This window comes from Streptomyces sp. NPDC097129 (genome assembly GCF_055668065.1).
This window is the reverse complement of sequence record NZ_JBVOQE010000013.1, coordinates 177,404-199,342: the sequence shown is the minus strand read 5'-3', so window position 1 is coordinate 199,342 and position 21,939 is coordinate 177,404. Positions and strand designations below refer to the sequence as shown.

The 21,939-nt window shown below is 72.1% G+C and carries 22 protein-coding genes; 17 read left to right on the top strand and 5 right to left on the bottom strand.

The genetic code is table 11. The features are described from left to right. Nucleotides 1-39 precede the first annotated feature (39 nt). Both AC0B9F_RS31910 and AC0B9F_RS31905 read left to right on the top strand, forming a co-directional pair. Entirely contained in the window at nucleotides 40-234 is a 195-nt protein-coding gene (locus AC0B9F_RS31910; RefSeq protein WP_472008400.1) for a hypothetical protein, read from the top strand. 96 nt (nucleotides 235-330) lie between these two features. Further along, the gene (locus tag AC0B9F_RS31905) at nucleotides 331-624 is read left to right on the top strand and encodes a hypothetical protein (RefSeq protein WP_472008399.1); all 294 of its coding nucleotides are present in this window, start codon (nucleotides 331-333) and stop codon (nucleotides 622-624) included. A gap of 3 nt (nucleotides 625-627) precedes the next feature. Here the strand turns inward: AC0B9F_RS31905 and AC0B9F_RS31900 are convergent, their stop codons facing one another. The 3 genes from AC0B9F_RS31900 to AC0B9F_RS31890 all read right to left on the bottom strand — a co-directional run bounded on the left by AC0B9F_RS31900 (nucleotide 628) and on the right by AC0B9F_RS31890 (nucleotide 3,574). Beyond that, entirely contained in the window at nucleotides 628-1,278 is a 651-nt protein-coding gene (locus AC0B9F_RS31900) for a hypothetical protein (protein ID WP_472008397.1), read from the bottom strand. 90 nt (nucleotides 1,279-1,368) lie between these two features. Continuing rightward, nucleotides 1,369-2,106: a GntR family transcriptional regulator gene (locus tag AC0B9F_RS31895; RefSeq protein ID WP_472008395.1), complete on the bottom strand. Its 738-nt coding sequence runs from the start codon at nucleotides 2,104-2,106 to the stop codon at nucleotides 1,369-1,371. 109 nt (nucleotides 2,107-2,215) lie between these two features. Next, entirely contained in the window at nucleotides 2,216-3,574 is a 1,359-nt protein-coding gene (locus tag AC0B9F_RS31890; RefSeq protein ID WP_472008393.1) for an aminotransferase class III-fold pyridoxal phosphate-dependent enzyme, read from the bottom strand. Between the two features lie 181 nt (nucleotides 3,575-3,755). Between AC0B9F_RS31890 and AC0B9F_RS31885 the strand changes: the two genes are divergently transcribed. The 3 genes from AC0B9F_RS31885 (at nucleotide 3,756) to AC0B9F_RS31875 (ending at nucleotide 7,570) form a co-directional block, all read left to right on the top strand. Then, nucleotides 3,756-4,373, top strand: a complete 618-nt coding sequence (locus AC0B9F_RS31885; protein ID WP_472008391.1) for a type 1 glutamine amidotransferase family protein — start codon at nucleotides 3,756-3,758, stop codon at nucleotides 4,371-4,373. Continuing rightward, nucleotides 4,370-4,828, top strand: coding sequence for a MarR family winged helix-turn-helix transcriptional regulator (locus AC0B9F_RS31880; RefSeq protein WP_472008389.1), 459 nt, complete (start codon nucleotides 4,370-4,372; stop codon nucleotides 4,826-4,828). The genes AC0B9F_RS31885 and AC0B9F_RS31880 overlap by 4 nt, the downstream gene beginning before the upstream one ends. 69 nt (nucleotides 4,829-4,897) lie before the next feature. Next, nucleotides 4,898-7,570, top strand: a complete 2,673-nt coding sequence (locus AC0B9F_RS31875; RefSeq protein WP_472008387.1) for a serine/threonine-protein kinase — start codon at nucleotides 4,898-4,900, stop codon at nucleotides 7,568-7,570. 129 nt (nucleotides 7,571-7,699) lie between these two features. On the opposite strand, the gene AC0B9F_RS31870 is transcribed toward AC0B9F_RS31875, so the two are convergent. Next, nucleotides 7,700-8,452: an SLATT domain-containing protein gene (locus AC0B9F_RS31870; RefSeq protein WP_472008385.1), complete on the bottom strand. Its 753-nt coding sequence runs from the start codon at nucleotides 8,450-8,452 to the stop codon at nucleotides 7,700-7,702. A gap of 278 nt (nucleotides 8,453-8,730) precedes the next feature. Here AC0B9F_RS31870 and AC0B9F_RS31865 point away from each other — a divergent pair, with 278 nt between their 5' ends. The 5 genes from AC0B9F_RS31865 to AC0B9F_RS31845 all read left to right on the top strand — a co-directional run bounded on the left by AC0B9F_RS31865 (nucleotide 8,731) and on the right by AC0B9F_RS31845 (nucleotide 13,460). Beyond that, complete coding sequence (locus AC0B9F_RS31865) at nucleotides 8,731-9,075, top strand: YbaB/EbfC family nucleoid-associated protein (RefSeq protein WP_472008383.1); 345 nt, start codon at nucleotides 8,731-8,733, stop codon at nucleotides 9,073-9,075. 77 nt (nucleotides 9,076-9,152) lie between these two features. Continuing rightward, the gene (gene recR / locus AC0B9F_RS31860) at nucleotides 9,153-9,752 is read left to right on the top strand and encodes a recombination mediator RecR (RefSeq protein WP_363266343.1); all 600 of its coding nucleotides are present in this window, start codon (nucleotides 9,153-9,155) and stop codon (nucleotides 9,750-9,752) included. Continuing rightward, on the top strand, nucleotides 9,745-10,404 hold the full coding sequence (locus AC0B9F_RS31855; RefSeq protein ID WP_472008381.1) for a DUF5063 domain-containing protein: 660 nt from the start codon (nucleotides 9,745-9,747) through the stop codon (nucleotides 10,402-10,404). The genes recR and AC0B9F_RS31855 overlap by 8 nt, the downstream gene beginning before the upstream one ends. A gap of 128 nt (nucleotides 10,405-10,532) precedes the next feature. After that, nucleotides 10,533-12,998 carry a tetratricopeptide repeat protein gene (locus AC0B9F_RS31850; protein ID WP_472008380.1) on the top strand — a complete coding sequence of 822 codons (2,466 nt, stop codon included), beginning with the start codon at nucleotides 10,533-10,535 and terminating at the stop codon, nucleotides 12,996-12,998. 54 nt (nucleotides 12,999-13,052) lie between these two features. Further along, nucleotides 13,053-13,460 carry a hypothetical protein gene (locus tag AC0B9F_RS31845; RefSeq protein ID WP_472008378.1) on the top strand — a complete coding sequence of 136 codons (408 nt, stop codon included), beginning with the start codon at nucleotides 13,053-13,055 and terminating at the stop codon, nucleotides 13,458-13,460. A gap of 15 nt (nucleotides 13,461-13,475) precedes the next feature. Here AC0B9F_RS31845 and AC0B9F_RS31840 read toward each other — a convergent pair whose 3' ends face one another. Continuing rightward, the gene (locus AC0B9F_RS31840; protein ID WP_472008377.1) at nucleotides 13,476-13,907 is read right to left on the bottom strand and encodes a hypothetical protein; all 432 of its coding nucleotides are present in this window, start codon (nucleotides 13,905-13,907) and stop codon (nucleotides 13,476-13,478) included. Nucleotides 13,908-13,985: 78 nt separating this feature from the next. On the opposite strand from AC0B9F_RS31840, the gene AC0B9F_RS31835 reads away from it, so the two are divergent. From AC0B9F_RS31835 to AC0B9F_RS31805, 7 genes are all read left to right on the top strand, one after another. Beyond that, on the top strand, nucleotides 13,986-14,780 hold the full coding sequence (locus AC0B9F_RS31835; protein ID WP_472008375.1) for a helix-turn-helix domain-containing protein: 795 nt from the start codon (nucleotides 13,986-13,988) through the stop codon (nucleotides 14,778-14,780). Next, a complete protein-coding gene (locus tag AC0B9F_RS31830) occupies nucleotides 14,773-14,961 on the top strand; it encodes a DUF397 domain-containing protein (protein WP_472008373.1) in 189 nt (62 codons plus the stop codon). The genes AC0B9F_RS31835 and AC0B9F_RS31830 overlap by 8 nt, the downstream gene beginning before the upstream one ends. A gap of 306 nt (nucleotides 14,962-15,267) precedes the next feature. Then, nucleotides 15,268-16,194 carry a hypothetical protein gene (locus AC0B9F_RS31825; protein ID WP_472008372.1) on the top strand — a complete coding sequence of 309 codons (927 nt, stop codon included), beginning with the start codon at nucleotides 15,268-15,270 and terminating at the stop codon, nucleotides 16,192-16,194. 50 nt (nucleotides 16,195-16,244) lie between these two features. Continuing rightward, nucleotides 16,245-16,826: a Uma2 family endonuclease gene (locus AC0B9F_RS31820; RefSeq protein ID WP_472008370.1), complete on the top strand. Its 582-nt coding sequence runs from the start codon at nucleotides 16,245-16,247 to the stop codon at nucleotides 16,824-16,826. A gap of 41 nt (nucleotides 16,827-16,867) precedes the next feature. Next, entirely contained in the window at nucleotides 16,868-19,027 is a 2,160-nt protein-coding gene (locus AC0B9F_RS31815) for a tetratricopeptide repeat protein (RefSeq protein WP_472008368.1), read from the top strand. A gap of 179 nt (nucleotides 19,028-19,206) precedes the next feature. Then, nucleotides 19,207-20,478, top strand: coding sequence for an aspartate kinase (locus AC0B9F_RS31810; RefSeq protein WP_472008366.1), 1,272 nt, complete (start codon nucleotides 19,207-19,209; stop codon nucleotides 20,476-20,478). A gap of 28 nt (nucleotides 20,479-20,506) precedes the next feature. Next, nucleotides 20,507-21,559, top strand: coding sequence for an aspartate-semialdehyde dehydrogenase (locus AC0B9F_RS31805; protein WP_472008364.1), 1,053 nt, complete (start codon nucleotides 20,507-20,509; stop codon nucleotides 21,557-21,559). The last annotated feature ends 380 nt before the right edge of the window (nucleotides 21,560-21,939 follow it).

The following is a 21,939-nucleotide window of genomic DNA, read 5'->3' as shown; positions in this document are numbered from 1 at the left end:
CGGCAAGCGGGGGCGCCCGTTGTGCGTTCGAATGGAGACATGCCCCAGGGTGAGCCTGCGTGCCGGGGCCCGTACGGCGGTGAGGTCGCCGGCACCGACTGCGGCGAACGGGCCCGCTTCGAGGTGACCCGGCACGGCCGCCCCGCCCTGCGGGTGTGCCCGGTCCACCTGGGCCCGTCCCTGCTCCTGGCCACCGGCGTGCTGTGGCCACCGGAGATCCGCCTCATCGCCTGACCAGCCGCTCGCGCCGGAGCAGCCGAAGAGAAATACCGCATAACGGCATATCCTGGGCGTGAACTTCGCGTATCTCGACCGAAGAGGGTGAGTGCGATGCGCGTACTGTTCAAGGCGCAGATGAACACGGACAAGGCGAACGAGGCCATCCGGAATGGCACCCTGGGGAAGCTGGTCCAGGAGGCGATGGAACAGCTCAAGCCCGAAGCGGCCTACTTCACCGCGGAGAACGGCGATCGCTGCGCCTTCTTCGTCTTCGACATGCAGGACAGCTCCCTGATGCCGGTGCTCAGCGAGCCGTGGTTCCTCAACCTGGGCGCCAAGGTCACCTACACCCCGGTGATGAACTTCGAGGACGTGCAGAAGGGCCTCTCCCAGGTGGGTCGCTGACCGTCAGCTGAACACGATCATCGAGCCCTGCGCCAGACTCCGCGTCGCCGCCGCGTGCAGCCCCAGCCAGACGTGACGCTCGCGGGCGAACGGGCTCGGATCGTACGGCGCCGGCGCGGCCGGCTGCTCCAACTCGGTCGGCTCCAGCGGCGGTTGCGGCGGGGCCGGCGGGTTGGCCGGGTCGATGCCGAGCGCGGGGGCGACCTGCTCCAGCTCCCGCAGCAGCCCCTGCGAGGAGCCCAGCGGGCCGCCGCCGGCGAGGAGTTCGTCGTTGGCCAGCGGGTGCGGGAAGTCCAGCGGAACGTACGCGCCGGCGTGGTCGTAGTGCCAGACCAGATGCGACTGCTGGGCCGTCGCCTCGAACATCTCCAGCAACTGCTCGTAGTCCCCGCCCAGTTCGTCCACCGGCGTCACCGGCAGCCCGCACAGCTGGAGCAGGTGCGCGCGGCGCAGGAAGTGCAGTGCGTCGTAGTCGAACCCGGCGACCGGGCCGACGTCGCCGGACAGACCCGGCATGTACTGGTAGACCGGCACCGGTGGCAGACCGGCCTCGGCGAGCGCCGCGTTGTACTGGGTGAGTTCCTCGGCGAACGGGTTGTCGGGCGCGTGGCACAACACGTCGACGAGCGGTACCAGCCACAGGTCACAGGCCAAAAGGAGCTCCTCACACAGCAACAGCGCACGCGTTGGTCCCAGCAGCGTATTCGCTGTCACCCGCCCTCGTAAGGCGCGGGTACGTCCCGGTCAGCCGTCGTTTTCCCGTGCGGCCCGGCCCTCATCCCTGTGGGCCGCGAGCTGTTCGATCAGCGCGAGCGAGTGCGCGTTGTACGAGGTGACGATGGACCGGGCGGTAACGGTGTCGCGTCGTGACAGGGCGTCGACCAGCTCGGTGTGGCGGGCCCACAGATAGCCGCGCAGATCGGTGAGCAGCCGCAGGTGCTGCACCGCGCACACCCAGGACTGCACGCGCAGCCGGTGCAGGAAGCCGGCGAGGTAGGGGTTGCCGAACAGGGTGCTCAGCTCGCGCCAGAAGCGCAGGTCGTAGCCGATCAGCACGGTCAGGTCGCCGGCCCGTGCCGCCCGCTGTGCCTCCTCCGCGCGCCGCCGCACCCCGGCCGCCGCGGCCGCCACCTGCGGTTCGTGCAGGTCGCGGTAGCCCTTGTGGCCGTCGTCGAGGGCCGTGAACATCCCCTCCACGACCAGGCTGCGGGCCTCGATGATGCCCCGGTAGTCCGCGACGGAGTACTCGTGCACGCGGAAGCCGCGGTGCTGGTCGGCCTCCAGCAGGCCCTGGGCGGCGAGGTCCACGAGCGCCTCGCGCACCGGCGTCGCGGAGACGCCGTACTGTTCGGCGATCTCCTTGACCGTGAACTCCTGCCCGGGCTTGAGCCGGCCTGCCAGCACCTCGTCGCGCAGGGCGTCGGCGATCTGCTGCCGCAGGGTGCTGCGGGTCACGGCGCCGGTGCCGGTACTGCCGGGCATGGTCGTGGGGGCTCCTTCCGGAACGCGCGTAGGTGGCGGGCTCGCAGGGGTGTCTACGAGCACGCCACCTTACGCGTTCGGCCCACCGGGGGCGCCCCCCCCGCGGGAGCTACTCGGTGTACTCGTCGGCCACCGACAGCGCCGCGTCCAGCGCCGCGAGGCCCTCCTTCAGCTCGGCCTCGGTGACGTTGCACGGCGGGACGACATGGGTGCGGTTCATGTTCACGAACGGCCACACGCCGTGCGCCTTGGCCGTCGCCGCGAAGGCCGCCATCGGCGCGTTCGCCTCGCCGGCCGCGTTGTACGGCACCAGCGGCTCGCGGGTCTGCCGGTTCTTCACCAGCTCCAGCGCCCAGAACATCCCGACGCCGCGCACCTCGCCGACGCTCGGGTGCCGCTCGGCCAGCTCGGCGAGAGCGGGCGCGAGCACCGCCCCGCCGAGCTGCCGGGCGTTCTCGACCACGCCCTCCTCGGCCATCACGTTGATCGTCGCCACGGCCGCGGCGCAGGCCAGCGGGTGCCCGGAGTAGGTGAGCCCGCCCGGGTAGGGCCGCTTGCCGAACGTCTCGGCGATCTCCCCGTTGATCGCGACGCCGCCGAGCGGGACGTATCCGCTGTTCACGCCCTTGGCGAAGGTCATCAGGTCCGGCACGACACCGGACAGGTCGGCCGCGAACCACTCACCGGTGCGGCCGAACCCGGCCATCACCTCGTCCAGGACGAACACGATCCCGTACTTGTCGCAGATCTCGCGCACCCCGGCGAGATAGCCGGGCGGCGGGACCATGATCCCGGCCGTGCCGGGCACGGTCTCCAGGATGATCGCGGCGATCGTGGCCGGGCCCTCGAAGGCGATGGTCGTCTCGAGGTGCTCCAGCGCCCGCGCGCACTCCTGCTCCTCGGTCTCGGCGTAGAAGCGCGAGCGGTACAGGAAGGGCGCCCAGAAGCGGACGACGCCGCTGGTGCCGGTGTCGCTGGCCCAGCGGCGCGGGTCGCCGGTGGCGTTGATCGCCTGCTGGGTGCCGCCGTGGTACGAGCGGTACGCCGAGAGCACCTTCGGACGGCCGGTGTGCAGCCGCGCCATGCGGATCGCGTGCTCTACGGCGTCGGCGCCGGCGTTGGTGAAGAAGATCTTGTCCAGGTCGCCGGGGGTGCGCTCGGCGATCAGCCGGGCCGCCTCCGAACGCGCCTCGATCGCGAAGGCCGGCGCGAACGTCGTCATCGTCGCGGCCTGCTCCTGGATCGCGGCGACGACCTTCGGGTGCTGGTAGCCGATGTTGGTGTAGACCAGCCCGCTGGTGAAGTCGAGGTAGCGCTTGCCGTCGTAGTCCCAGAAGTACGACCCCTCCGCGCCGGCGACGGCGAGCGGGTCGATCAGGTCCTGCGCGGACCAGGAGTGGAACACGTGCGCGCGGTCCGCGGCCTTCACCGCGGCGCCGGTCTGGGGGTCGGGCAGATGAGGGGTCATGTCGGCGAGGGTAAATGTCCGCGATGCGGAAGCGGTATCGGCGTCCTGTCTGTGGACAGGGGGTTTCCACGACAGGTTGTCGATGCGGGGCGCCGAGAGGCTCCGGGGGCCGTTCCCTTCCATTGACAGCAGGCTGTCCTGGTGACAGCCTGCTGTCATAGTGCTTTCGCTGGAGGCAGCCATGAGCAGCACCGACCGCAAGCCCGTGTACCTCGCCGTCTACGACACCCTCGCCGACTGGGAGACCGGCCACGCCACCGCGCACCTCGCGCTCGCCGGCTTCCCCGTGCGTACGGTCGGCCCCACCCGCGAGCCCGTCACCAGCATCGGCGGCCTGCGCGTCCAGCCCGACCTCGCCCTGGACGAGGTGCGCCCCGAGGACAGCTCCCTGCTGATCCTGCCCGGCGCCAACGACTGGAACGCCGACGGCGACCCCCTCGCCCCCTTCGCCCGCACCGCCCGCGCCTTCCTGGACGCCGGTGTCCCCGTCGCCGCGATCTGCGGCGCGACCGCCGGTCTCGCCCGCGAGGGCCTCTTCGACGACCGCGCCCACACCAGCGGCGCGGCGCAGTACCTCGCGGCCACCGGGTACGCCGGCGGCGAGCGGTATGTGGAGGCGGACGCCGTCACCGACGGCCTCCTCGTCAGCGCCGGGCCCACCGAGCCGGTCGCCTTCGCGCGGGAGATCTTCCGGCTGCTCGGCGCGTACGACGAGCGCGTGACCGACGCCTGGTACCGCCTCTTCCACGACTCCGACGCCACGGCGTACGCCGAGCTGCAGCAGGCCGGGACGCGGTGAGCCGAGCCCGTCAGGAACTGCTCAGCCGCAGCGCGCTCGGTGTCTTCCGGCTCAACGGGCGGTTCCTCGCCGTCGCCGAGGAGCTGGCCCGGCCGGCCGGACTGACCGCCGCGTGGTGGCAGGTGCTCGGAGCGGTGCTGCCGCAGCCCCTGCCGGTCGCCGGGATCGCCCGCGCCATGGGCATCACCCGGCAGAGCGTGCAGCGGATCGCCGACCTGCTGGTGGAGCGGGGACTGGCCGAATACCGGCCCAACCCGGCCCATCGCCGCGCCAAACTGCTCGCGCCGACCGAGGAGGGCCGCGCGGCCGTCGCCCGTATCGGCCCCCGGCACGCGGCGTTCGCCGACCGGCTGGCCGAGGCCTTCGGGGAGGCGGAACTGGCCGCGGCCGTCGAGCTGATGGAGCGGCTGGCCGTCGTCCTGGACGAACTGGACCCGGCTGTTACGCAACCGTAGACACCGCCCCGTCCACCCGCGCAGACCCCGCAACTATCGTGGGTCTGTTGCACAGGGGAGGGGCACCGCATGGAGAAGCTGCGGCCGGGGGATCCGCACCGCATCGGCGTGTACCGGCTGCTGGCGCGGCTCGGGGCCGGCGGGATGGGACAGGTGTACCTGGCCCGCTCGGACCGGGGACGCACGGTCGCCGTGAAGCTGGTGCGCGAGGAGCTGGCCGCGCAGGAGGAGTTCCGCGCGCGGTTCCGGCAGGAGGTGCAGGCCGCGCGGCAGGTCGGCGGGTACTGGACGGCACCCGTGCTCGACGCCGACACCGAGGCGGCCGTCCCGTGGGTGGCCACCGGCTACGTCGCCGGGCCGAGCCTCGAACGGGTCGTCGGCCACGACCACGGGGCCCTGCCGGAGCGCTCGGTGCGCATCCTGGCGGCGGGCCTCGCGCACGCCCTGAAGGACATCCACGCGGCGGGCATCGTCCACCGCGACCTGAAGCCCTCCAACGTGCTCGTGACGATCGACGGCCCCCGCGTCATCGACTTCGGCATCGCGCGGGCCCTGGAGACGCCGGCCCGGGAGGGGCTCACCCGCACCGGTTCGCTGGTCGGCTCGCCCGGCTTCATGGCGCCCGAGCAGGTCCGCGGCGACCGCATCACGCCGGCCTGCGACGTCTTCTGCCTGGGCTCGGTGCTGGCCTACGCGGCCACCGGCAACTTCCCCTTCGGCGCCGCCACCAGCGGGGCGCACGCGCTGATGTACCGCATCGCCCAGGAGGAACCCGACCTGGAGGGCGTGCCGGAGGGCATCGCCGACCTGGTCAGCGAGTGCCTGCGCAAGGACCCCGCCGCCCGCCCCACCCTCGAACGCGTCCTGGAACACACCGGCGCGGAGGACACCGTCACCGACGGCCGCTCCCGCGACCCCTGGCTCCCCGGCGCCCTGGTGGCCCAACTGGGCCGCCACGCGGTGCGGTTGCTGGACACGGAGAACCCGGAGGGGGCGGGCCCGATGCCGGTGGGTACTGCGGCGCCGGGCGGGGCGGGTGCGGCGGGTGCGGGGGGTGCGGGGGCAGCGGGTGCGGTGCCTCCGGGCGTGGCGGGTGCGGTGCCTCCGGGCGTGGCGGGTTCGGCGGCTCCGGGCGTGGCGGGTGCGGCGGCTCCGGGCGTGGCGGGTGCCGGGGCAGCGGGTGTGGCGGGTGCGGGTGTGGCGGGTGCTACGGCTCCTGACGCGCCGGAGGCCGCGGCTGCCGCCGGTGCGGCGAACGCGCCGGGCGCCGGGGGTGCCCCGGGGGCGGACGACGGTGCCGCTGCCCCGGGGGTGAGGGATGGTGCCGAGGCCCCGGGCGGCGCGGGCGGGGCGCGCGGCGGTGCCGCTGCCTCGGGTGCCGGTGCCGCTGCCTCGGGCGCCGGTGCGGCGCGCGACGCCGGGGCTGCCGCGGCGGACGGTCCGCCGGCCGCGACGCCGGCCGTCCCGGGTGGCACCCCGGGTGCCGTGGGCCTCGTCTCCGGTGGTGCGCCTGGTGCCGTTCCGCCCGTCCCCGGCAGTGCCCCAGGTGCCGTTCCGCCCCTCCCCGGCGGTGCGCCGCGTGCCGTAGCAGGTCGGCCCGCTGCCGTGCCCGAGCACGGGTCCGCCGCCGACGCGGCCGCAGCACCCGGCGGGTCCGGCGGGCCCGGCGCACCCGGCGTGCCCAGCGTGCCCGGTGTCCCCGGTCCCCGGGACGGGGCCGCCGGGCCGCCTCCGCCGGGGCAGCCGGGGTTCCTGCCGACGATGGCTGCCGGAGCGGACGGCGCTGCGGCGCGCGGTGCCGGGACGGGGACGCCCGCCCCCGCGCAGACGCCCCCGCACGGCCACCCCCAGGCGGGCGGGCCGGCGCCCGCCACGCCGCCCGCCCAGAACACCCCGCACCAGCCGGGCCACCCGCCCGCCTCCTACGGCGTCCCCCAGCAGCCCGGCGTCCAGCACGCGCAGGCGCCCGCACCGCACGGGCCGTACGGCGGCAGCCCCGGGTACCCGCAGAGCCCGGCCGCCCCCACGCCGTACGGCCACCCGCACCCCCAGCCGTCGCCCGCACCCGGCGCCTACGGCTACCCGGGGCAGCAGCCCGGCGGCTGGGCCGGGCCGGGATACGCCGCACCGGGGGTCACGCCGCCGTACGGGCCGCTGCCCTTCGGACCGGAGGAGCCGCGCCGCAGCGGCCGTTCCACCGTGCTGCTCGTGGTGATCGCGGTGATCGTCGCGCTCGCCGCGGGCGGCTCGGTGTACGCGTTCATGAGCGGGGGCGGCTCCGCCAAGCACCCCCGGTCGTCCCCGACGGCGACCGGCGCGCAGCCCTCATCGCAGCCGACGTCCGACGGCACGTCCACGGACCCGTCCCCGACCCCGTCCACGCGGAACGGCACCGTCCCGCAGGGGTACCTCGGCACCTGGGCCGCGACCATCGACACCGGGACCGGCCTCAACACCCGTGTGCTGACCATCCGCCAGGGCGGGGTGGGCGACACGATCCTCACGCTCGTCGCCGAGGGCCCGGCCGGCGCCGGCACCTACCACTGCGAGTTCGCGGCGTCCCTCAGCGCGGCGCCCGGCCCGGACGGTCCGCTGCGGATCGGACCGTCGACCGTGGTCACCGGCCCGGCCTCGTCGTGCTCACCGGGCGCGGCCACCGAGGTCACCCTGCTCCCGGACGGCAGCCTGGAACGCGTCAACACCGACAACGGGGAGAAGCTGACATACACCCGGCAGAGCTGAGCTGCACCCACCTGGGGGCGCGGGGCTCTGTCCGATATGCGGCTCCGCCGCGTGGGCGCGACCAGCCACCCCCGCACCCGCAGCCAAAAGCGACCGGCACCACCCCGTACCCCCCAACCGCCGGAGGCCTCACCGCGGCTCCGGCGGCCGCTGCCGCGGCATGTTCGGGCGGGTGCCGCCGCCGGGCGGCATCGGGAAACGGCCGTGCACGACCGTGCCGTCCTGCCGCGTCCCGGGGGAGGCCACCGTCGACTGGATGCCGAGCGGCGCCGACCCGGTGCGGAACTCCACCATCCAGTCGGCGGTCTCGGTGCGCACCAGTTCCGTGATGTCCTCCGAGAACCTCCGCAGCACCCCCAGGCACCGGTCGGCGGCCTCGCTCGCCGTGCCCTCCGTGGGGCCCAGCACCTCGCGCACGCTCTCCGAGGCCCAGTCGAACTGGAGCACCTGGAGCCGGCGCTGCACGGCCTGCGCGGTCGCCACGTCCCTTATCCAGCCGGACGTCACCCCGAAGAACCGGTCCACGCCCACGCACGCCACGGCCAGCATCAGCGCCAGATAGCCCCAGGGGGCGACACCGCCGATCACGCGGGTGAGGTCCAGCAGCGGCAGCGCGGCCCCGGCGACGGCGCCCAGGGCGGCGCCGGTGCGCAGCACTCGCGCCCCGCGCCGCTTCCACACGCGGTCGGCGAGGTACCAGGCCGACGTCTCCAGCGCGCCGCGCTCCACCCACCGGTACAGCTCGTCCAGGCGCTGCGCGGGTTCGCCCCAGTCGCCGAGCGGGAACGCCCGCCCGGTCAGATCGCCCGGCCGCAGCCCGGCCGCACCCTCGCCCCACCCGTCCTGAGGCGGACCCTCGGGCTGCATCTCCGGCTGACCCACCCCGGCACTCCCTACTGATCCCGACCGACCGCGACCGATCACGCTGCGTGACTCAGTGACGCGTGATGCTGATGCGCCGGACCCTTCCTACCGCCCAATGGGTGGCGGTGGGTGACCTTTGGCCTCTTTTCCGCCCGGAAGAGGGCCTTGATCAGGTATAGGAGACGAGATCGACTCACTCGAAAGAGTGGCGGGGCGATGCCCTCGCGGACCACGTAGGCTCATTCCGAGCGGTAAATCCGCACGGAACGCGCGCACCGACGCCAAGGAGCTGAGACGTGATCCCCGGTGGTGGCCAGCCGAACATGCAGCAGCTGCTGCAGCAGGCGCAGAAGATGCAGCAGGACCTTGCCAGGGCCCAGGAGGAACTGGCGAACACGGAGGTCGACGGCCAGGCGGGCGGCGGCCTGGTACGGGCCACCGTGACCGGTGCCGGCGAGCTGCGCGGCCTGAAGATCGACCCGAAGGCCGTCGACCCGGAGGACACCGAGACGCTGGCCGACCTGATCGTGGCGGCCGTCCAGGCGGCCAACGACAACGCCCAGAACCTCCAGCAGCAAAAGCTCGGCCCGCTGGCGCAGGGGCTCGGCGGCGGCAGCGGCATTCCCGGACTGCCGTTCTAGTCGTCTGCTCTTTCTGAGTCAGGTGTCGGCCCTCTACCGTACGTAGTGACAGGAACCCCAGGAAGGACGGCAGTCCGTTGTACGAAGGCGTGGTCCAGGACCTCATCGACGAGCTGGGGCGGCTGCCCGGCGTCGGTCCCAAGAGCGCGCAGCGGATCGCCTTCCACATCCTCCAGGCGGAGCCCACGGATGTGCGGCGCCTGGCGCACGCCCTGCTCGAGGTGAAGGCGAAGGTCCGCTTCTGCGCGACCTGCGGCAACGTCGCGCAGGAGGAGCTGTGCGGGATCTGCCGGGACCCGCGCCGCGATCCCGCGGTGATCTGCGTGGTGGAGGAGCCGAAGGACGTCGTGGCGATCGAGCGGACCCGCGAGTTCCGCGGCCGCTACCACGTGCTCGGCGGCGCCATCAGCCCGATCGAGGGCGTCGGCCCCGACGACCTGCGCATCAGGGAACTGCTGACCCGTCTGGCCGACGGCACGGTCACCGAGCTGATCCTCGCCACCGACCCCAATCTTGAGGGAGAGGCGACGGCGACGTACCTGGCCCGCATGATCAAGCCCATGGGCCTGAAGGTCACCCGCCTGGCCAGCGGCCTCCCGGTGGGTGGCGACCTGGAATACGCGGACGAGGTCACTCTCGGCCGCGCCTTCGAGGGGAGACGACTGCTAGATGTCTGACGCCACGCTGCACGCGACCGAACACAACCCGGACGACTTCGTGGTCCAGATCGCGGACCAGATGGAGAGCTTCCTGGTGGCCGTCACGGAGGTGGCCAAGGGCGACGAGCCGGCCTCGGCGGTCCCCTTCCTCCTCCTGGAGGTCTCCCAGCTCCTGCTCGCCGGCGGCCGTCTGGGCGCCCACGAGGACATCGTCCCCGACGAACGCTACGAGCCCGACCCGGGCCCGGAAGCGGACGTGGACGAACTCCGAGAGAACCTCGCCCGCCTCCTGGACCCCATCGACGTCTACTCGGAGGTCTTCGACCCCTACGAGCCGCGTACCGCCCCGGTCCCGGCCCGTATCTCCGACGACCTCGCCGACGTCATCACCGACCTGCGCCACGGCATGGCCCACTTCCGGGCCGGTCGCACCTCCGAGGCGCTGTGGTGGTGGCAGTTCTCCTACTTCTCCAACTGGGGCTCGACGGCCTCCGCGGTGCTGCGCGCCCTGCAGTCCGTCCTCATCCACGTCCGGCTGAACCAGCCGCTGGAGGAACTGGACGGCCTGGACACCGACCAGGCGGACCTGGGCGACGACACCCTCGAAATGGAGGCGGGCCGCGTCATGGCCCAGGAGATCGGCGGCCCGCTGGGCATGGAACGGCACTGACGCGAAGTTCCCGCACCGACGGGAACTCCCCGCACCGACGGTCACTGCCCGCGCTGACCGTAGCTGACGACAAGTCAACTCCTTGCTCGGGCTGACGTTTCCGTGCCCCTGGAGTCATCATGGGGAGCATGAGTGGCGTGTTCGACCGACGGCCCGGAGTCGCGGCGTCGGGCGACGAAGCGGTCGCGGCGGGCGGGGACATCGGCGTCGCCGTGACCGGCGCCGGTGCCGTCGGCGCGCAGTACACCCAGCAGCACATCGGCCAGTACATCGACAAGGCCACGATCCTGCCGGGCGCCGGATACGCGGACGCCACTCCCCGGCCCGAGTCGGTCGTCGCCCCTTCCGGGCTGACGAACCTTCCCGTACGCCCGGGGCTGTTCGTCGGACGTGCCCGTGAACTCGCCCTGCTGGACGCCGCCCTGGCCACGCCGGGGGGCGCCGTCGTGCAGGCGCTGCACGGCCTCGGGGGTATCGGCAAGTCCGCGCTCGCGGCGCGCTGGGTCGCGGGCCACCCCCAGTTCTCCCCGGCATGGTGGATCACCGCCGACAGTCCGGCCGCGCTGGACGCCGGACTGGCGGGCCTCGCGGCAGCGGTGGAGCGCGACCTGACCAAGACCCTGCACCAGCAGCAGTTACGCGACTGGGCGGTGCAGTGGCTCGCGGTGCACGACAACTGGCTGATCGTCCTCGACAACGTCACCGACCCCGCCGACCTCAAGCCCCTGCTGGCCGTGGCCCGCAACGGCCGCTTCCTGATCACCAGCAGGCGCTCCTCCGGCTGGCACTGGCTGGCGGAGCCGGTGGCCCTCGACGTCCTCGCCCACGAGGAGGCCCTCGACCTGTTCACCCGCATCTGCCGGGATGCCGGGGACGAGGTCGGGCGCCTGTGCTCGGAGCTGGGCTGCCTGCCGCTGGCGGTGGAGCAGGCCGCCTCCTACTGCGCGGAGACCGTCACCAGCGCCGCCGACTACCTCGCTCTCCTCGCCTCCTACCCCGCCGACATGTACGCGGCGGTCGCCGAGGGCGGCGACACCGAACGCACGGCAGCCCGTGTCTGGCGCGTCACCCTCGACCGCCTCGCCGACGACCCGCTGGCCGTGCGCATCCTCCTCGCCCTCGCCTGGTACGCCCCCGACGACATCCCCCGGTCCCTGCTCGACACCTTCGGCAATCCGATCGCGGTACGCCGCGCCCTGGGCCGCCTCGCCGCGCACAGCATGCTGGCGCTGCGCGGCGACACCGTCTCCCTGCACCGGCTCGTACAGGCCGTCGCCCGCACCAGTGACCCCGCCGACCCCCACCGCCGCCCGGACGCGGTCGCGCTGGCGCGCGAGATGGCCGCGGAGACCCTGGTGGAGGGGCTGCCCGCGGGCACGGGCGACCCGGCGCACTGGCCCCGCTGGCATGCGTTGCTGCCTCATGTCGAGGCGCTGGCGGTACACGTGCCCCCGTCGGCGGACTCGGTGGACTTGGCCCGCGTCTTCAGCATCACGGGTGAGTTCGTCTCCGAATACGGCATGCGTGACCGGGCCGTGGGGCTCCTGAAGCGCGGTGCGGCCGGGATCCTGCGCCATCTCGGACCGGACCACCGGCTCTCACTGATCGCCCGCAACCGGCTCATCAGCGTGGTGGAGATATCCGTCGAGGATGCCCGGGCCCATATCGGGCGCTGCGCGGAGAATCTGGGCGTGCGGGACCCCGAGACGATCACCGCGCTGCACGAGCTGGCCCGCGAGTACATTTCGCGGGACGCCATGGATGAGGCCCGCACCGTGCTGGAGCAGGTCATCCGGCGGCGGACCGAGATACTGGGCCCCGGGCACCGCGACACGCTCAAGGCACGTGCGGATCTCGCCAGACTGATCCTGGTGGAGGGCGCGGTCGACGATGCCTTGGCCGACCTGGGGGCGGTCTACCAGGACTGCGCCCGGGAGTTGGGCCCCACCCACCCCCTCACATTGGATCTGCACGGCCAGGTGGCGATGCACGCGCCGCCGGGCATGGGCGAGTTCATCGCCCGCGTGGGCAGCATCATGAGGCTGGCGGAGGCTCCGGACAAGGACGAGTTCCGGTCCTACATGGCGGGCCTCTTCGAGCAGTTCGTCGAGATCAGCCCGACCCGGATGCAGTCCTGGGCCGGTGAGGCGATGACCACCTTGGAGGAACATCTGGCCAACTGCGAGGCGGTGCTGGGGCCCGGGCACGGGGACACGATCCACGCCAGGCTGACGCTGGCGCAGGCGTGCATGATCGGCGGTAACGCGGACAGGGGCATCGCCCTGATCGAGCAGAGCCTGGCCGACGCGGAGCGGACACTGGGCCCCGAGCACCCCTCGACCGTCACCGCCCGCCTGACCTTCGAGATGACGTCCTTGCTGCAGGAAGGCGCGAACGAGGGCCGCCTGCCGGCCAAGGAAGAGTTCACCGCACGCATCCGCGATGCCTTCAGCATCGGGGCGGACAGCGAGCTGGGCGAGCTCCTCGGCTTCGCGGAGACGGCGGGCGAGGAACTGGGCAGGGCGGCCCTTGAGGCGAAGCCGCCCGCAGGGATCGGCCCGGGCGATGAGACGGCCGGTCCCGAGGAACCGTGACCTCGCCCCGCCGAACCGCTGCGCTCGCCACGCTCCGCGCGCCATGATGGTCGTATGACGGGGCAGTCGAAGGCGTTGATGTGGACCGGGATCGGGCTGTGTGCCGCCGGGGCCGTGGGACTCGTGGTCGGCGGGGTGCTGGACGTCTCGGCCGCCGACCCCTGGGCGAGCGTGGCCGGCGGTGCGGCGGCCCTGGTCGGGCTGGCGCTCACCGTGTACGCGCTCTTCGCGAGCCCATCCGGCGGCGGTTCGACGGTGACGGCGGGCGGGACCCGGTCCGTCGCCGCCGGCGGGAACCTCGGGAGCGCGTCGACGGGGAACGGTCCGACCGCCCCGGCCGGACCGGCGGTGCCTCCCTCTCCTTCCACCCCGCCCCCCGGACCGCGGAACGTGTCCGCCTCCGGCGAGCGGTCCATCGCGGCGGGCGGTGACATCGGCTCCGCCTCGACGGGGGACACGTGAGCCTCGCCGAGCTGCTCACCCCGGAATCCGGCGGCTGAGCCGCGCCTCACCCAGCGCCGCCGACAGCGCCTCCACCGTCACGAACGGTGCCGTCGGTGTCGGCTCGCTGTACCAGCGCAGCGGCCAGGTGTCGCCGTCCAGCGCCGGTACGCCGATGTACGTGACGCTCCGGTCCGCGCGCCGGCCGTACCGCTGCACGCCCAGCGGCCAGTCGTAGCGGTGCACGGTCCCCGGCGGAAGCAGGAAGTACACCCAACGGCTCCCGCTCCCGCCCGCGCACACGATCGGCCCCGCGTCGTCGCCCGCCCGCTCGATCAGCCACTCGGCGACGGCCTCGCCCCTGCGGCCCTCGATCCGTACGGCGTCGAAATGCACCCCGGCCAGGCGCAGCCGGTGCCCCTGCGCGGGGACCCAGGAAGGCCGGTGAATTCTGTTGGTCATGGTCACACGCTGACGCACCAGTGGCTACGCTCGGTAGTGACCCAGGTGTTACACGACGCGGTGTACCGGCCGGAGGTGTGTCCTGTGACCCAGCCGCCCCCCATGTGGCGTTTCTGCGGCAACCAGTTGAAGCGCTGGCGCACGAAGGCCAACGTCTCGCGGGAGGAGTTGGCCGCCGCCTCCAACTACTCCCCGGACACCATCAAGGCCATGGAGCAGGGCGTACGGATGCCGACGCCCCGAGTCCTCGACGTGGCCGATGAGTTGTGCGGGGCGGAGGGGTTGTTGAGTGCGGCGAAGGATTACTTGCAGCGCGAGAAGTTCCCGAAGCGCGCGCAGGACTTCATGGAGCGGGAGAAGGAGGCGATCAGCTTCTGGTCGTACGAGGCCGGGCTGATCCCCGGACTCTTGCAGACGAACCGGTACATGCGGAGCCTGATCGAGAGCCACATTCCGCCCGTGGACGAGGCGACGGTGGAGCAGCGGATCACGGGCAGGGCGGAACGGCAGGCCATCCTGGAGCGCACTCCGCCAGTGGCCCTTTCCTTCGTCCTGTACGAGGCCGCTCTGCGTGCCCCCTTGGTGGACGACGTGCAGCTCCGCCACTTGCTGGCGGTGTCGGAGCTGAGGAACGTCGTGTTGCAGGTGCTGCCGTTCGAGCGGGCCATCCCCATCGCCGGAATGGGCCCCATGATCTTGCTGGAGACCAGTGGCCATGAGCGATTCGCCTACACGGAGAGCCAGTTCATCAGTGACCTCTCGGCGGATCCAGATGTTGTTCGGCGGGTGACCGAGCGGCTTAGCATGCTTCGTGCCCAGGCCCTCAGTCCTGCTGAATCGACCCGGTTTCTCGAGCGGATGGTGGAGAACCATGACTGACCAGTTGAAGTGGTTCAAGTCGAGCTACAGCGACTCGGAAGGCGCCGCTTGCGTCGAAGTCGCCGTAACCCCCACCGCCATCCACATCCGGGACTCGAAGACGGCCCCCACCGACCCGCACCTCCACGTCCCCGCCCCCACCTGGACGGCGTTCATCTCCGCACTTCAGCCCGAGGCTTGAGCCTCGGGCTTCGAGCTCTTCCCCTGGGCTTTGGGCTGGGTGAAACCAACCAACCAACCAAGTGTGAACGTGAGTTGAGGCGGCCTACCTCGAAAGAGTGACGTTCCGTGATCGGCTTGCATCGGAACGTAAAGCCGCTCTAGGTTCGCGGCAAACAGATCGGCCCCGGTCGGTGCGCCAACACCGGCTCCGGGGCCTAGACCTACGGAACGAATCGAGACTTCGACCGTGGCTTACGCCTACCCTAATCCCGTCCTGCCGTCCCCGTCCCACCCCATGGCCAAAACGGGGTACGGAAAGCGCTCCGTGGGTGACGAAGACCCGCACGCAGACCAGGACTTCGCACACCTGGGCGACCGCGAACGCGACCTCGCGCTGTACATCGACCACCTGCACGACGGCCACGCCATGGGCTACAAGGCGATCGCGGCGCATCATCCCCGCTACGGCCAGCAGGCCGTCCGTTCGTCGATGAAGCTCCTGTCCGCCGTCGGCCACCTGCGGCACATCCGGGAGCACATCACCGTCGAGGACAACTCGATGCGCTGGGTGACGCGTACGTACTGGTCGCGTACGCCCAGGTCACCGGAGTGGTGGGCGGAGTTCGCGCGGGCGCGCAAGGGCCGGATCGTCACAGACGCGTACGGCCCCGGGCTGGCGCGTACCGACGAGCCGGCCGTGCCCGAGGAGCCGGTGGAGGAGGCCGCTGAGGAGTCCGGCAGCGTCGCCTACGGCACCCTTGCCGAACTCCGCGACGCCGATCCCCGTATGCCGCTGTCCGACTCGGACTGCCGGGCCCTCGAAGGGCTCGCCGCCGAGTGGCTTTCCCGTGGCTCGACACCGCACGACATCACCAGGGCCCTGACCGACGGGCTACCCGCGACCGTGGCGAACCCGGGCGGTCTGGCCCGCAACCGACTGGAGACGAAGATGCCCCCGAAGAAGGCGAAGGTCCGGCAGAAGGCGGCCCGCCGCGCCCGGATCGACCGCGTGATCATGTGCTGCGTCACCTGCGACGCCGACGAACTGACCGCGAAGATCGTGGACGGGCTGTGCCTCGACTGCCACGCCGAGCTGGAGGCGGACGCGCCGGACGGACCGATCCCGGGGTACGTCCCGGAGACCTTCCTCACCGCCGAGGCCCACAGCGCCCGCGTCGTCGACGTCGCCCGCTGGGCGGCCGAGGTCCGCCGCGCGGGCGGCCTGCGCTCGAAGGCCGGGAGGAGCATGTGAGCGTGCAGGACGTGCCGGTCCGGGCACCATGGAGTCGAGGAGGCGACGCCATGACCCCCAGGACCGGGCAACACAGGCCCCAGATGTCCGTCGAGGAGTTCGAGGAACTGGAACGCCATGCCCCGGAGACCGTGCGGCTGGAGTTCATCGGGGGAAACGTCCGGGTCAAGCCGGTGACTGACGGCAACCACGACCACATCATCGCCTGGCTGCAGAGGCTGTGCATGCAGCATCGGCCTGAGCTGTGGCTCTATGGGGACCGTGGGATGAAGGTCGAGCGCTACCGCAAGGGGCGGGCGCGCCCGGACGGCGTTCTGGCGCCCTTCGGATTTCCGGTGGGGCATGGAGACTGGTCCGGTGCGGAGGGCGTGCTCATGGCCGTGGAGGTCACGTCGTACGACTCCGACACGCACCAGCGTGACCGGGTCGGGAAACCCGACGCCTACGCCGCCGCCGGCATCCCCGTCTACCTGCTCATCGACCGCGACGACGGCACGGTCACCGTTTTGAGCGACCCCGAGGACGGCCGCTACCGCCTCCAGCTCAACAAGCCTTTTGGCACCGTAGTCGAGCTCCCCGACCCCGTGAACCTGACCCTCGACACCACCCCCCTCAAAGACCTCGCCGACTGAAACCCCTGCGCCCGCGCCGTACCCGCCGCCATGATGGCCGTATGACGGGGCGGGCGAGTGCGACGGGGGACTCGGAGGGCGGGGAGCCCGGGCGGTCCGTCGAGGCGTCGGGTGAGCGGGCGGTCGCGGTCGGAGGGGACGCCGGGCAGGTGGCCACCGGCGATCACGTGACGCAGATCCGGCGCGCCACGGTCCTTCCCGCTCAGGCTCTCGCGCTCGGACCGCTCACCCATCCGGTGCGGTATCTGCCGTGGGAGACAGGGCTGTTCGTGGGGCGGGCGGACGAACTCGGCGCGTTGGACGAGGCGTTCCGCGAACCGGGCGGCGTCGCCGTGCACGCGGTGCACGGGCTGGGCGGCGTCGGCAAGTCGACGCTGGCCGCCTGCTGGGCCGCTCGCCGTGACGCGGACTTCAACCCCGTCTGGTGGATCACCGCCGACTCCGCCGCGGCGGTCGGCGCCGGCCTGGCCGCGCTGAGCCGGGCACTGCAGCCGTCCCTGGTGGGCGTCCTGCCGGAGGAGGCCCTGCGGGAACGTGCCGTGCAGTGGCTCGCCGGTCACGACGGCTGGCTGATCGTCCTGGACAACGTCACCGATCCGGCCGACATCAGGCCGCTGCTGGAGCGCGCGCCCCGGGGCCGTTTCCTGATCACGACGCGGCTCGGCCCGACCACGTGGCGCGGGCTCGCCCGACCGGTCGACCTGGACGTGCTCCGGCTCCCCGAGGCCGTCGAGCTGTTCACGCGGATCCTGCCCGGACCGGCCGACGGGGTCGAAGAGCTGTGCGCCGAACTCGGCTGTCTGCCGCTGGCCGTCGACCAGGCGGCGGCGTACTGCCGGGAAGCGGGCATCACACCGCGCGCGTACAGCGCGCTGCTGGCCCGGCACCCGGCCGCCATGTACGCGGCCGGCCCCGAGGGCGGTGCGGCCGAGCGCACGGTCGCCCGGGTGTGGCGGGTGACGACGGACCGGCTCCGCGGAACGCCCGCGCAGATGATCCTTCAGGTCATCGCCTGGTGGGCGCCGGACGGAATCCCCCGGTCCTATCTCGACCCGCTGGGCGACGCGCTGGAGGTGACCGAGGCGATCCGGCGTCTGGCCGCCCACAGCCTCGTCACCGTGCGCGACGGGACGCTCTCGGTGCACCGGCTGGTCCAGGCCGTGATGCGCACACCGCGTCCCGACGATCCCGATCCGGGCGGGGCCGCGGACATCGTCGCGAGGGCCCGCAGGCTTGCCGTCGGGCTGCTGCACCATGAGTTCCTGCGCCTGACCGGGGACAACGGTCACGAGGCGGTCACCAGGTCCGTCGGGAGCGCCGAAGCACGCCTGTTCGCCGGCCACGTCGAGGCGCTCGCGGCCCGTTGCCCCCGCGAGGAGGACACGGAGGAGACCGCGGAACTCTTCCTGGACGCCGGCTCGTGCCTGGCGCTGAACGCGCTGTTCCGGCGCGCGGTGGCCATGAGCGAGCGCGCGCTGAGCGCCGCTCTGCGGGCGGGCGGTCCGGACGGCGAGCTGACGTTCATGGCCCGGGGCCTGCTCGTGAACGCCTACGGAAGCGCCGATGACCACGACCGGGCTCTCGCGTCGGCCCGCGAGCAACTGGCCGAGTCCGAGCGGGTCCTCGGGTCCGGCCACCCGGAAACGTTCCAGGCCCGGGGGGACCTCGCCCTGGTGCTCTCCTCCGCGGGCGAGCACAGCCGCGCCGTGGAGCTGGGCCGGGAGAACCTGCGGCTGGCCGTGCGGGTCCTGGGCCGAGGCCATCCGCAGACCCGGGCGGCCCGGCAGGGGCTCACCGAGTCGCTCCGCCGGGCCCGCAGTGCCGGCGGGGACGGCTCCACCGTGTCCTCGTGGGAGACGGACGGTCCGCGCGACGACGCCACGCAGGCGCCCGCGAGCCCCGAGGACGTCCTGGACCAGATGGTGGAGCGCGCTCGTGTGGCGGCCGAGGAGGGGGACTTCGCGCGGGCTCTCGCCCTGAGCGAGGAGTTTCTGCCGGTCTCCCGCCGCCTCTACGGCGACACCGCGCTCGTGCCGATGATGTTGCGCGGGGAGCAGCTCTACTACGTGTACAAGGTCCACGGGCTGGGCCGTATCCAGGAACTGGCCCGCGCCCTCCTGCGGGAGGTCGAGGAGACATACGGTGAGTCCGAGTTCACGGAGAAGATGCGGGAGCTGCTCGGCCCCGTCCTGCTTCTGTGACCCGACCCACATTCCGCGTGCCGCTGGTGCCCCTGGGCATGAGCCTGTCTGACAACGAGCGGCCCGGACATCTCACGATGCGATATCACGAGGGGTGAAAACGGGCGCTCGATAGACTGAACCGACCGCGGTACACCGTCGTATCCGCGGAAAGAACACAAACGGAGCGAGGAGCGCACGTGGGCCTTGTCGTGCAGAAGTACGGAGGCTCCTCCGTAGCCGATGCCGAAGGCATCAAGCGCGTCGCCAAGCGGATCGTGGAAGCCAAGAAGAACGGCCACCAGGTGGTCGCCGTGGTTTCCGCGATGGGCGACACGACGGACGAGCTGATCGATCTCGCCGAGCAGGTATCCCCGATCCCTGCCGGGCGCGAGCTCGACATGCTGCTGACCGCCGGAGAGCGGATCTCCATGGCCCTGCTGGCCATGGCGATCAAAAACCTGGGCCACAGCGCCCAGTCGTTCACCGGTAGCCAGGCAGGTGTCATCACCGACTCGGTCCACAACAAAGCCCGGATCATCGACGTCACGCCGGGCCGTATCCGGGACTCGCTGGACGAGGGCAACATCGCCATCGTCGCCGGTTTCCAGGGCGTCAGCCAGGACACCAAGGACATCACCACCCTCGGCCGGGGCGGTTCCGACACCACGGCCGTCGCCCTCGCCGCGGCGCTCGACGCCGAGGTGTGCGAGATCTACACCGACGTCGACGGCGTGTTCACCGCCGACCCGCGTGTGGTGAAGAAGGCCCGGAAGATCGACTGGATCTCCTTCGAGGACATGCTCGAACTGGCCGCCTCCGGGTCGAAGGTGCTGCTCCACCGCTGTGTGGAGTACGCCCGCCGCTACAACATCCCGATCCACGTCCGGTCCAGCTTCAGCGGACTGCAGGGCACATGGGTCAGCAGTGAACCGATTGGGGACAAGCAGGTGGAGCAGGCCATCATCTCCGGTGTCGCGCACGACACCTCCGAGGCCAAGATCACGGTCGTCGGCGTGCCCGACAAGCCCGGCGAGGCGGCCGCCATCTTCCGCACGATCGCCGATGCCGAGGTCAACATCGACATGGTCGTGCAGAACGTGTCCGCCGCGGCCACCGGCCTGACGGACATCTCCTTCACGCTGCCGAAGACCGAGGGCCGCAAGGCCATCGACGCCCTGGAGAAGAACCGCTCCGGCATCGGCTTCGACTCGCTGCGCTACGACGACCAGATCGGCAAGATCTCGCTGGTCGGCGCCGGTATGAAGACCAACCCGGGCGTCACCGCCGACTTCTTCACCGCCCTGTCCGACGCCGGGGTGAACATCGAGCTGATCTCGACCTCCGAGATCCGCATCTCGGTCGTCACCCGCGCCGACGACGTCGCCGAGGCCGTCCGCGCGGTGCACACCGCCTTCGGCCTCGACTCCGACAGCGACGAGGCCGTCGTCTACGGCGGCACCGGACGATGACCGTCCGCGTCAGCGGAGGCGTACGCCGATGAAGGACCGTCCGACGCTCGCGGTCGTGGGGGCGACCGGAGCCGTCGGCACGGTCCTGCTCCGGATCCTGTCCCAGCGGGCGGACATCTGGGGCGAGATCCGCCTGCTCGCCTCTCCGCGCTCGGCCGGCCGCAAGGTCGCCGTGCGCGGCGAGGAGACCGAGGTGCTCGCGCTGAGCGAGGAGAACCTCGACGGGGTCGACATCGCGCTGTTCGACGTGCCCGACGAGATCGCCGAGCGGTGGGTGCCGATCGCCGCGGCCAAGGGCGCCGTCGTGATCGACAACTCCGCCGTGTTCCGGCTCGCCGACGGCGTCCCGCTCGTCGTGCCCGAGGTCAACCCGCACGCCGTACGGCTGCGGCCGCGCGGGATCGTCGCCAACCCCAACTGCACCACGCTGTCGATGATCGTCGCCCTGGGCGCGCTGCACGCCGAGTTCGGGCTGCGCGAGCTGGTGGTGTCGTCGTACCAGGCGGTGAGCGGTGCGGGGCAGGCCGGCGTGGAGACGCTGCGAAGGCAGCTGTCCCTGGTCGCCGGGACCGAGCTGGGCACCAACCCCGGCGATGTACGGCGGGCCGTCGGTGACGACACCGGGCCGTTCCCGGAGCCGGTCGCGCTGAACGTCGTCCCGTGGGCCGGGTCGCTGCGCGAGGACGGCTGGTCGTCGGAGGAGATGAAGGTGCGGGACGAGTCCCGCAAGATCCTCGGCCTGCCCTCCCTGCCGGTCGCCGTGACCTGCGTCCGCGTCCCCGTCGTCACCACGCACTCCCTCACCGTCCACGCCCGTTTCCAGGACGAGGTCACCGTCGAGCACGCCCGGGAGATCCTCGCCACCGCACCCGGCGTGGTCCTCGTCGACAACCCGGCCGCGGGCGAGTTCCCGACGCCCGCCGACGCCGTGGGCACCGACCCGACCTGGGTCGGCCGGGTCCGCCGCGCACTGGACGACCCGACGGCGCTGGAGCTGTTCGTGTGCGGGGACAACCTGCGCAAGGGGGCCGCGCTGAACGCCGCACAGCTCGCCGAGCTGGTCGCCGCCGAACGGGGCTGACCCCCTCCGGCCCGCTCCCGCGCGGGCCCTGTGGACGGAAAACCCAGGGCGGTGTCAGTGGCCCTTTGTAGGATCCGTGGAAAACGTGTGATCAGGACGATGGTCCGGACCACTTGAATCGTGCCACCCGGCGTTCGAAGATTTTTCTCCCCGCCTCCGCAACCACGCGGACGGCGGGGAGCGTCTTTGCGATCGCCCTTTTCCGGGCTGCGGGAGGCGTGTCGGTCAGGGCCCGGGGACGGCCCGTGCCGGGCGCGGGGGCGCCCGGTCGCAAACGGACATAGGGGAAGAGCGGGGCTCATGGCGGCACATGACTCACCGTCGGGCGGCGCAAAAGTGACGCCGGGCACGTACAACCCTCCCGGGGGGAAACGGGTCCA

What these genes read in the sequence shown, in the direction of transcription:
- AC0B9F_RS31910 (WP_472008400.1), top strand. Translation starts at nt 40, where the DNA reads ATGCCCCAGGGTGAGCCTGCGTGCCGGGGCCCGTACGGCGGTGAGGTC.
- AC0B9F_RS31905 (WP_472008399.1), top strand. Translation starts at nt 331, where the DNA reads ATGCGCGTACTGTTCAAGGCGCAGATGAACACGGACAAGGCGAACGAG.
- AC0B9F_RS31895 (WP_472008395.1), bottom strand. Translation starts at nt 2,106, where the DNA reads ATGCCCGGCAGTACCGGCACCGGCGCCGTGACCCGCAGCACCCTGCGG.
- AC0B9F_RS31890 (WP_472008393.1), bottom strand. Translation starts at nt 3,574, where the DNA reads ATGACCCCTCATCTGCCCGACCCCCAGACCGGCGCCGCGGTGAAGGCC.
- AC0B9F_RS31885 (WP_472008391.1), top strand. Translation starts at nt 3,756, where the DNA reads ATGAGCAGCACCGACCGCAAGCCCGTGTACCTCGCCGTCTACGACACC.
- AC0B9F_RS31875 (WP_472008387.1), top strand. Translation starts at nt 4,898, where the DNA reads ATGGAGAAGCTGCGGCCGGGGGATCCGCACCGCATCGGCGTGTACCGG.
- AC0B9F_RS31855 (WP_472008381.1), top strand. Translation starts at nt 9,745, where the DNA reads ATGTCTGACGCCACGCTGCACGCGACCGAACACAACCCGGACGACTTC.
- AC0B9F_RS31850 (WP_472008380.1), top strand. Translation starts at nt 10,533, where the DNA reads ATGAGTGGCGTGTTCGACCGACGGCCCGGAGTCGCGGCGTCGGGCGAC.
- AC0B9F_RS31845 (WP_472008378.1), top strand. Translation starts at nt 13,053, where the DNA reads ATGACGGGGCAGTCGAAGGCGTTGATGTGGACCGGGATCGGGCTGTGT.
- AC0B9F_RS31830 (WP_472008373.1), top strand. Translation starts at nt 14,773, where the DNA reads ATGACTGACCAGTTGAAGTGGTTCAAGTCGAGCTACAGCGACTCGGAA.
- AC0B9F_RS31820 (WP_472008370.1), top strand. Translation starts at nt 16,245, where the DNA reads ATGACCCCCAGGACCGGGCAACACAGGCCCCAGATGTCCGTCGAGGAG.
- AC0B9F_RS31815 (WP_472008368.1), top strand. Translation starts at nt 16,868, where the DNA reads ATGACGGGGCGGGCGAGTGCGACGGGGGACTCGGAGGGCGGGGAGCCC.
- AC0B9F_RS31805 (WP_472008364.1), top strand. Translation starts at nt 20,507, where the DNA reads ATGAAGGACCGTCCGACGCTCGCGGTCGTGGGGGCGACCGGAGCCGTC.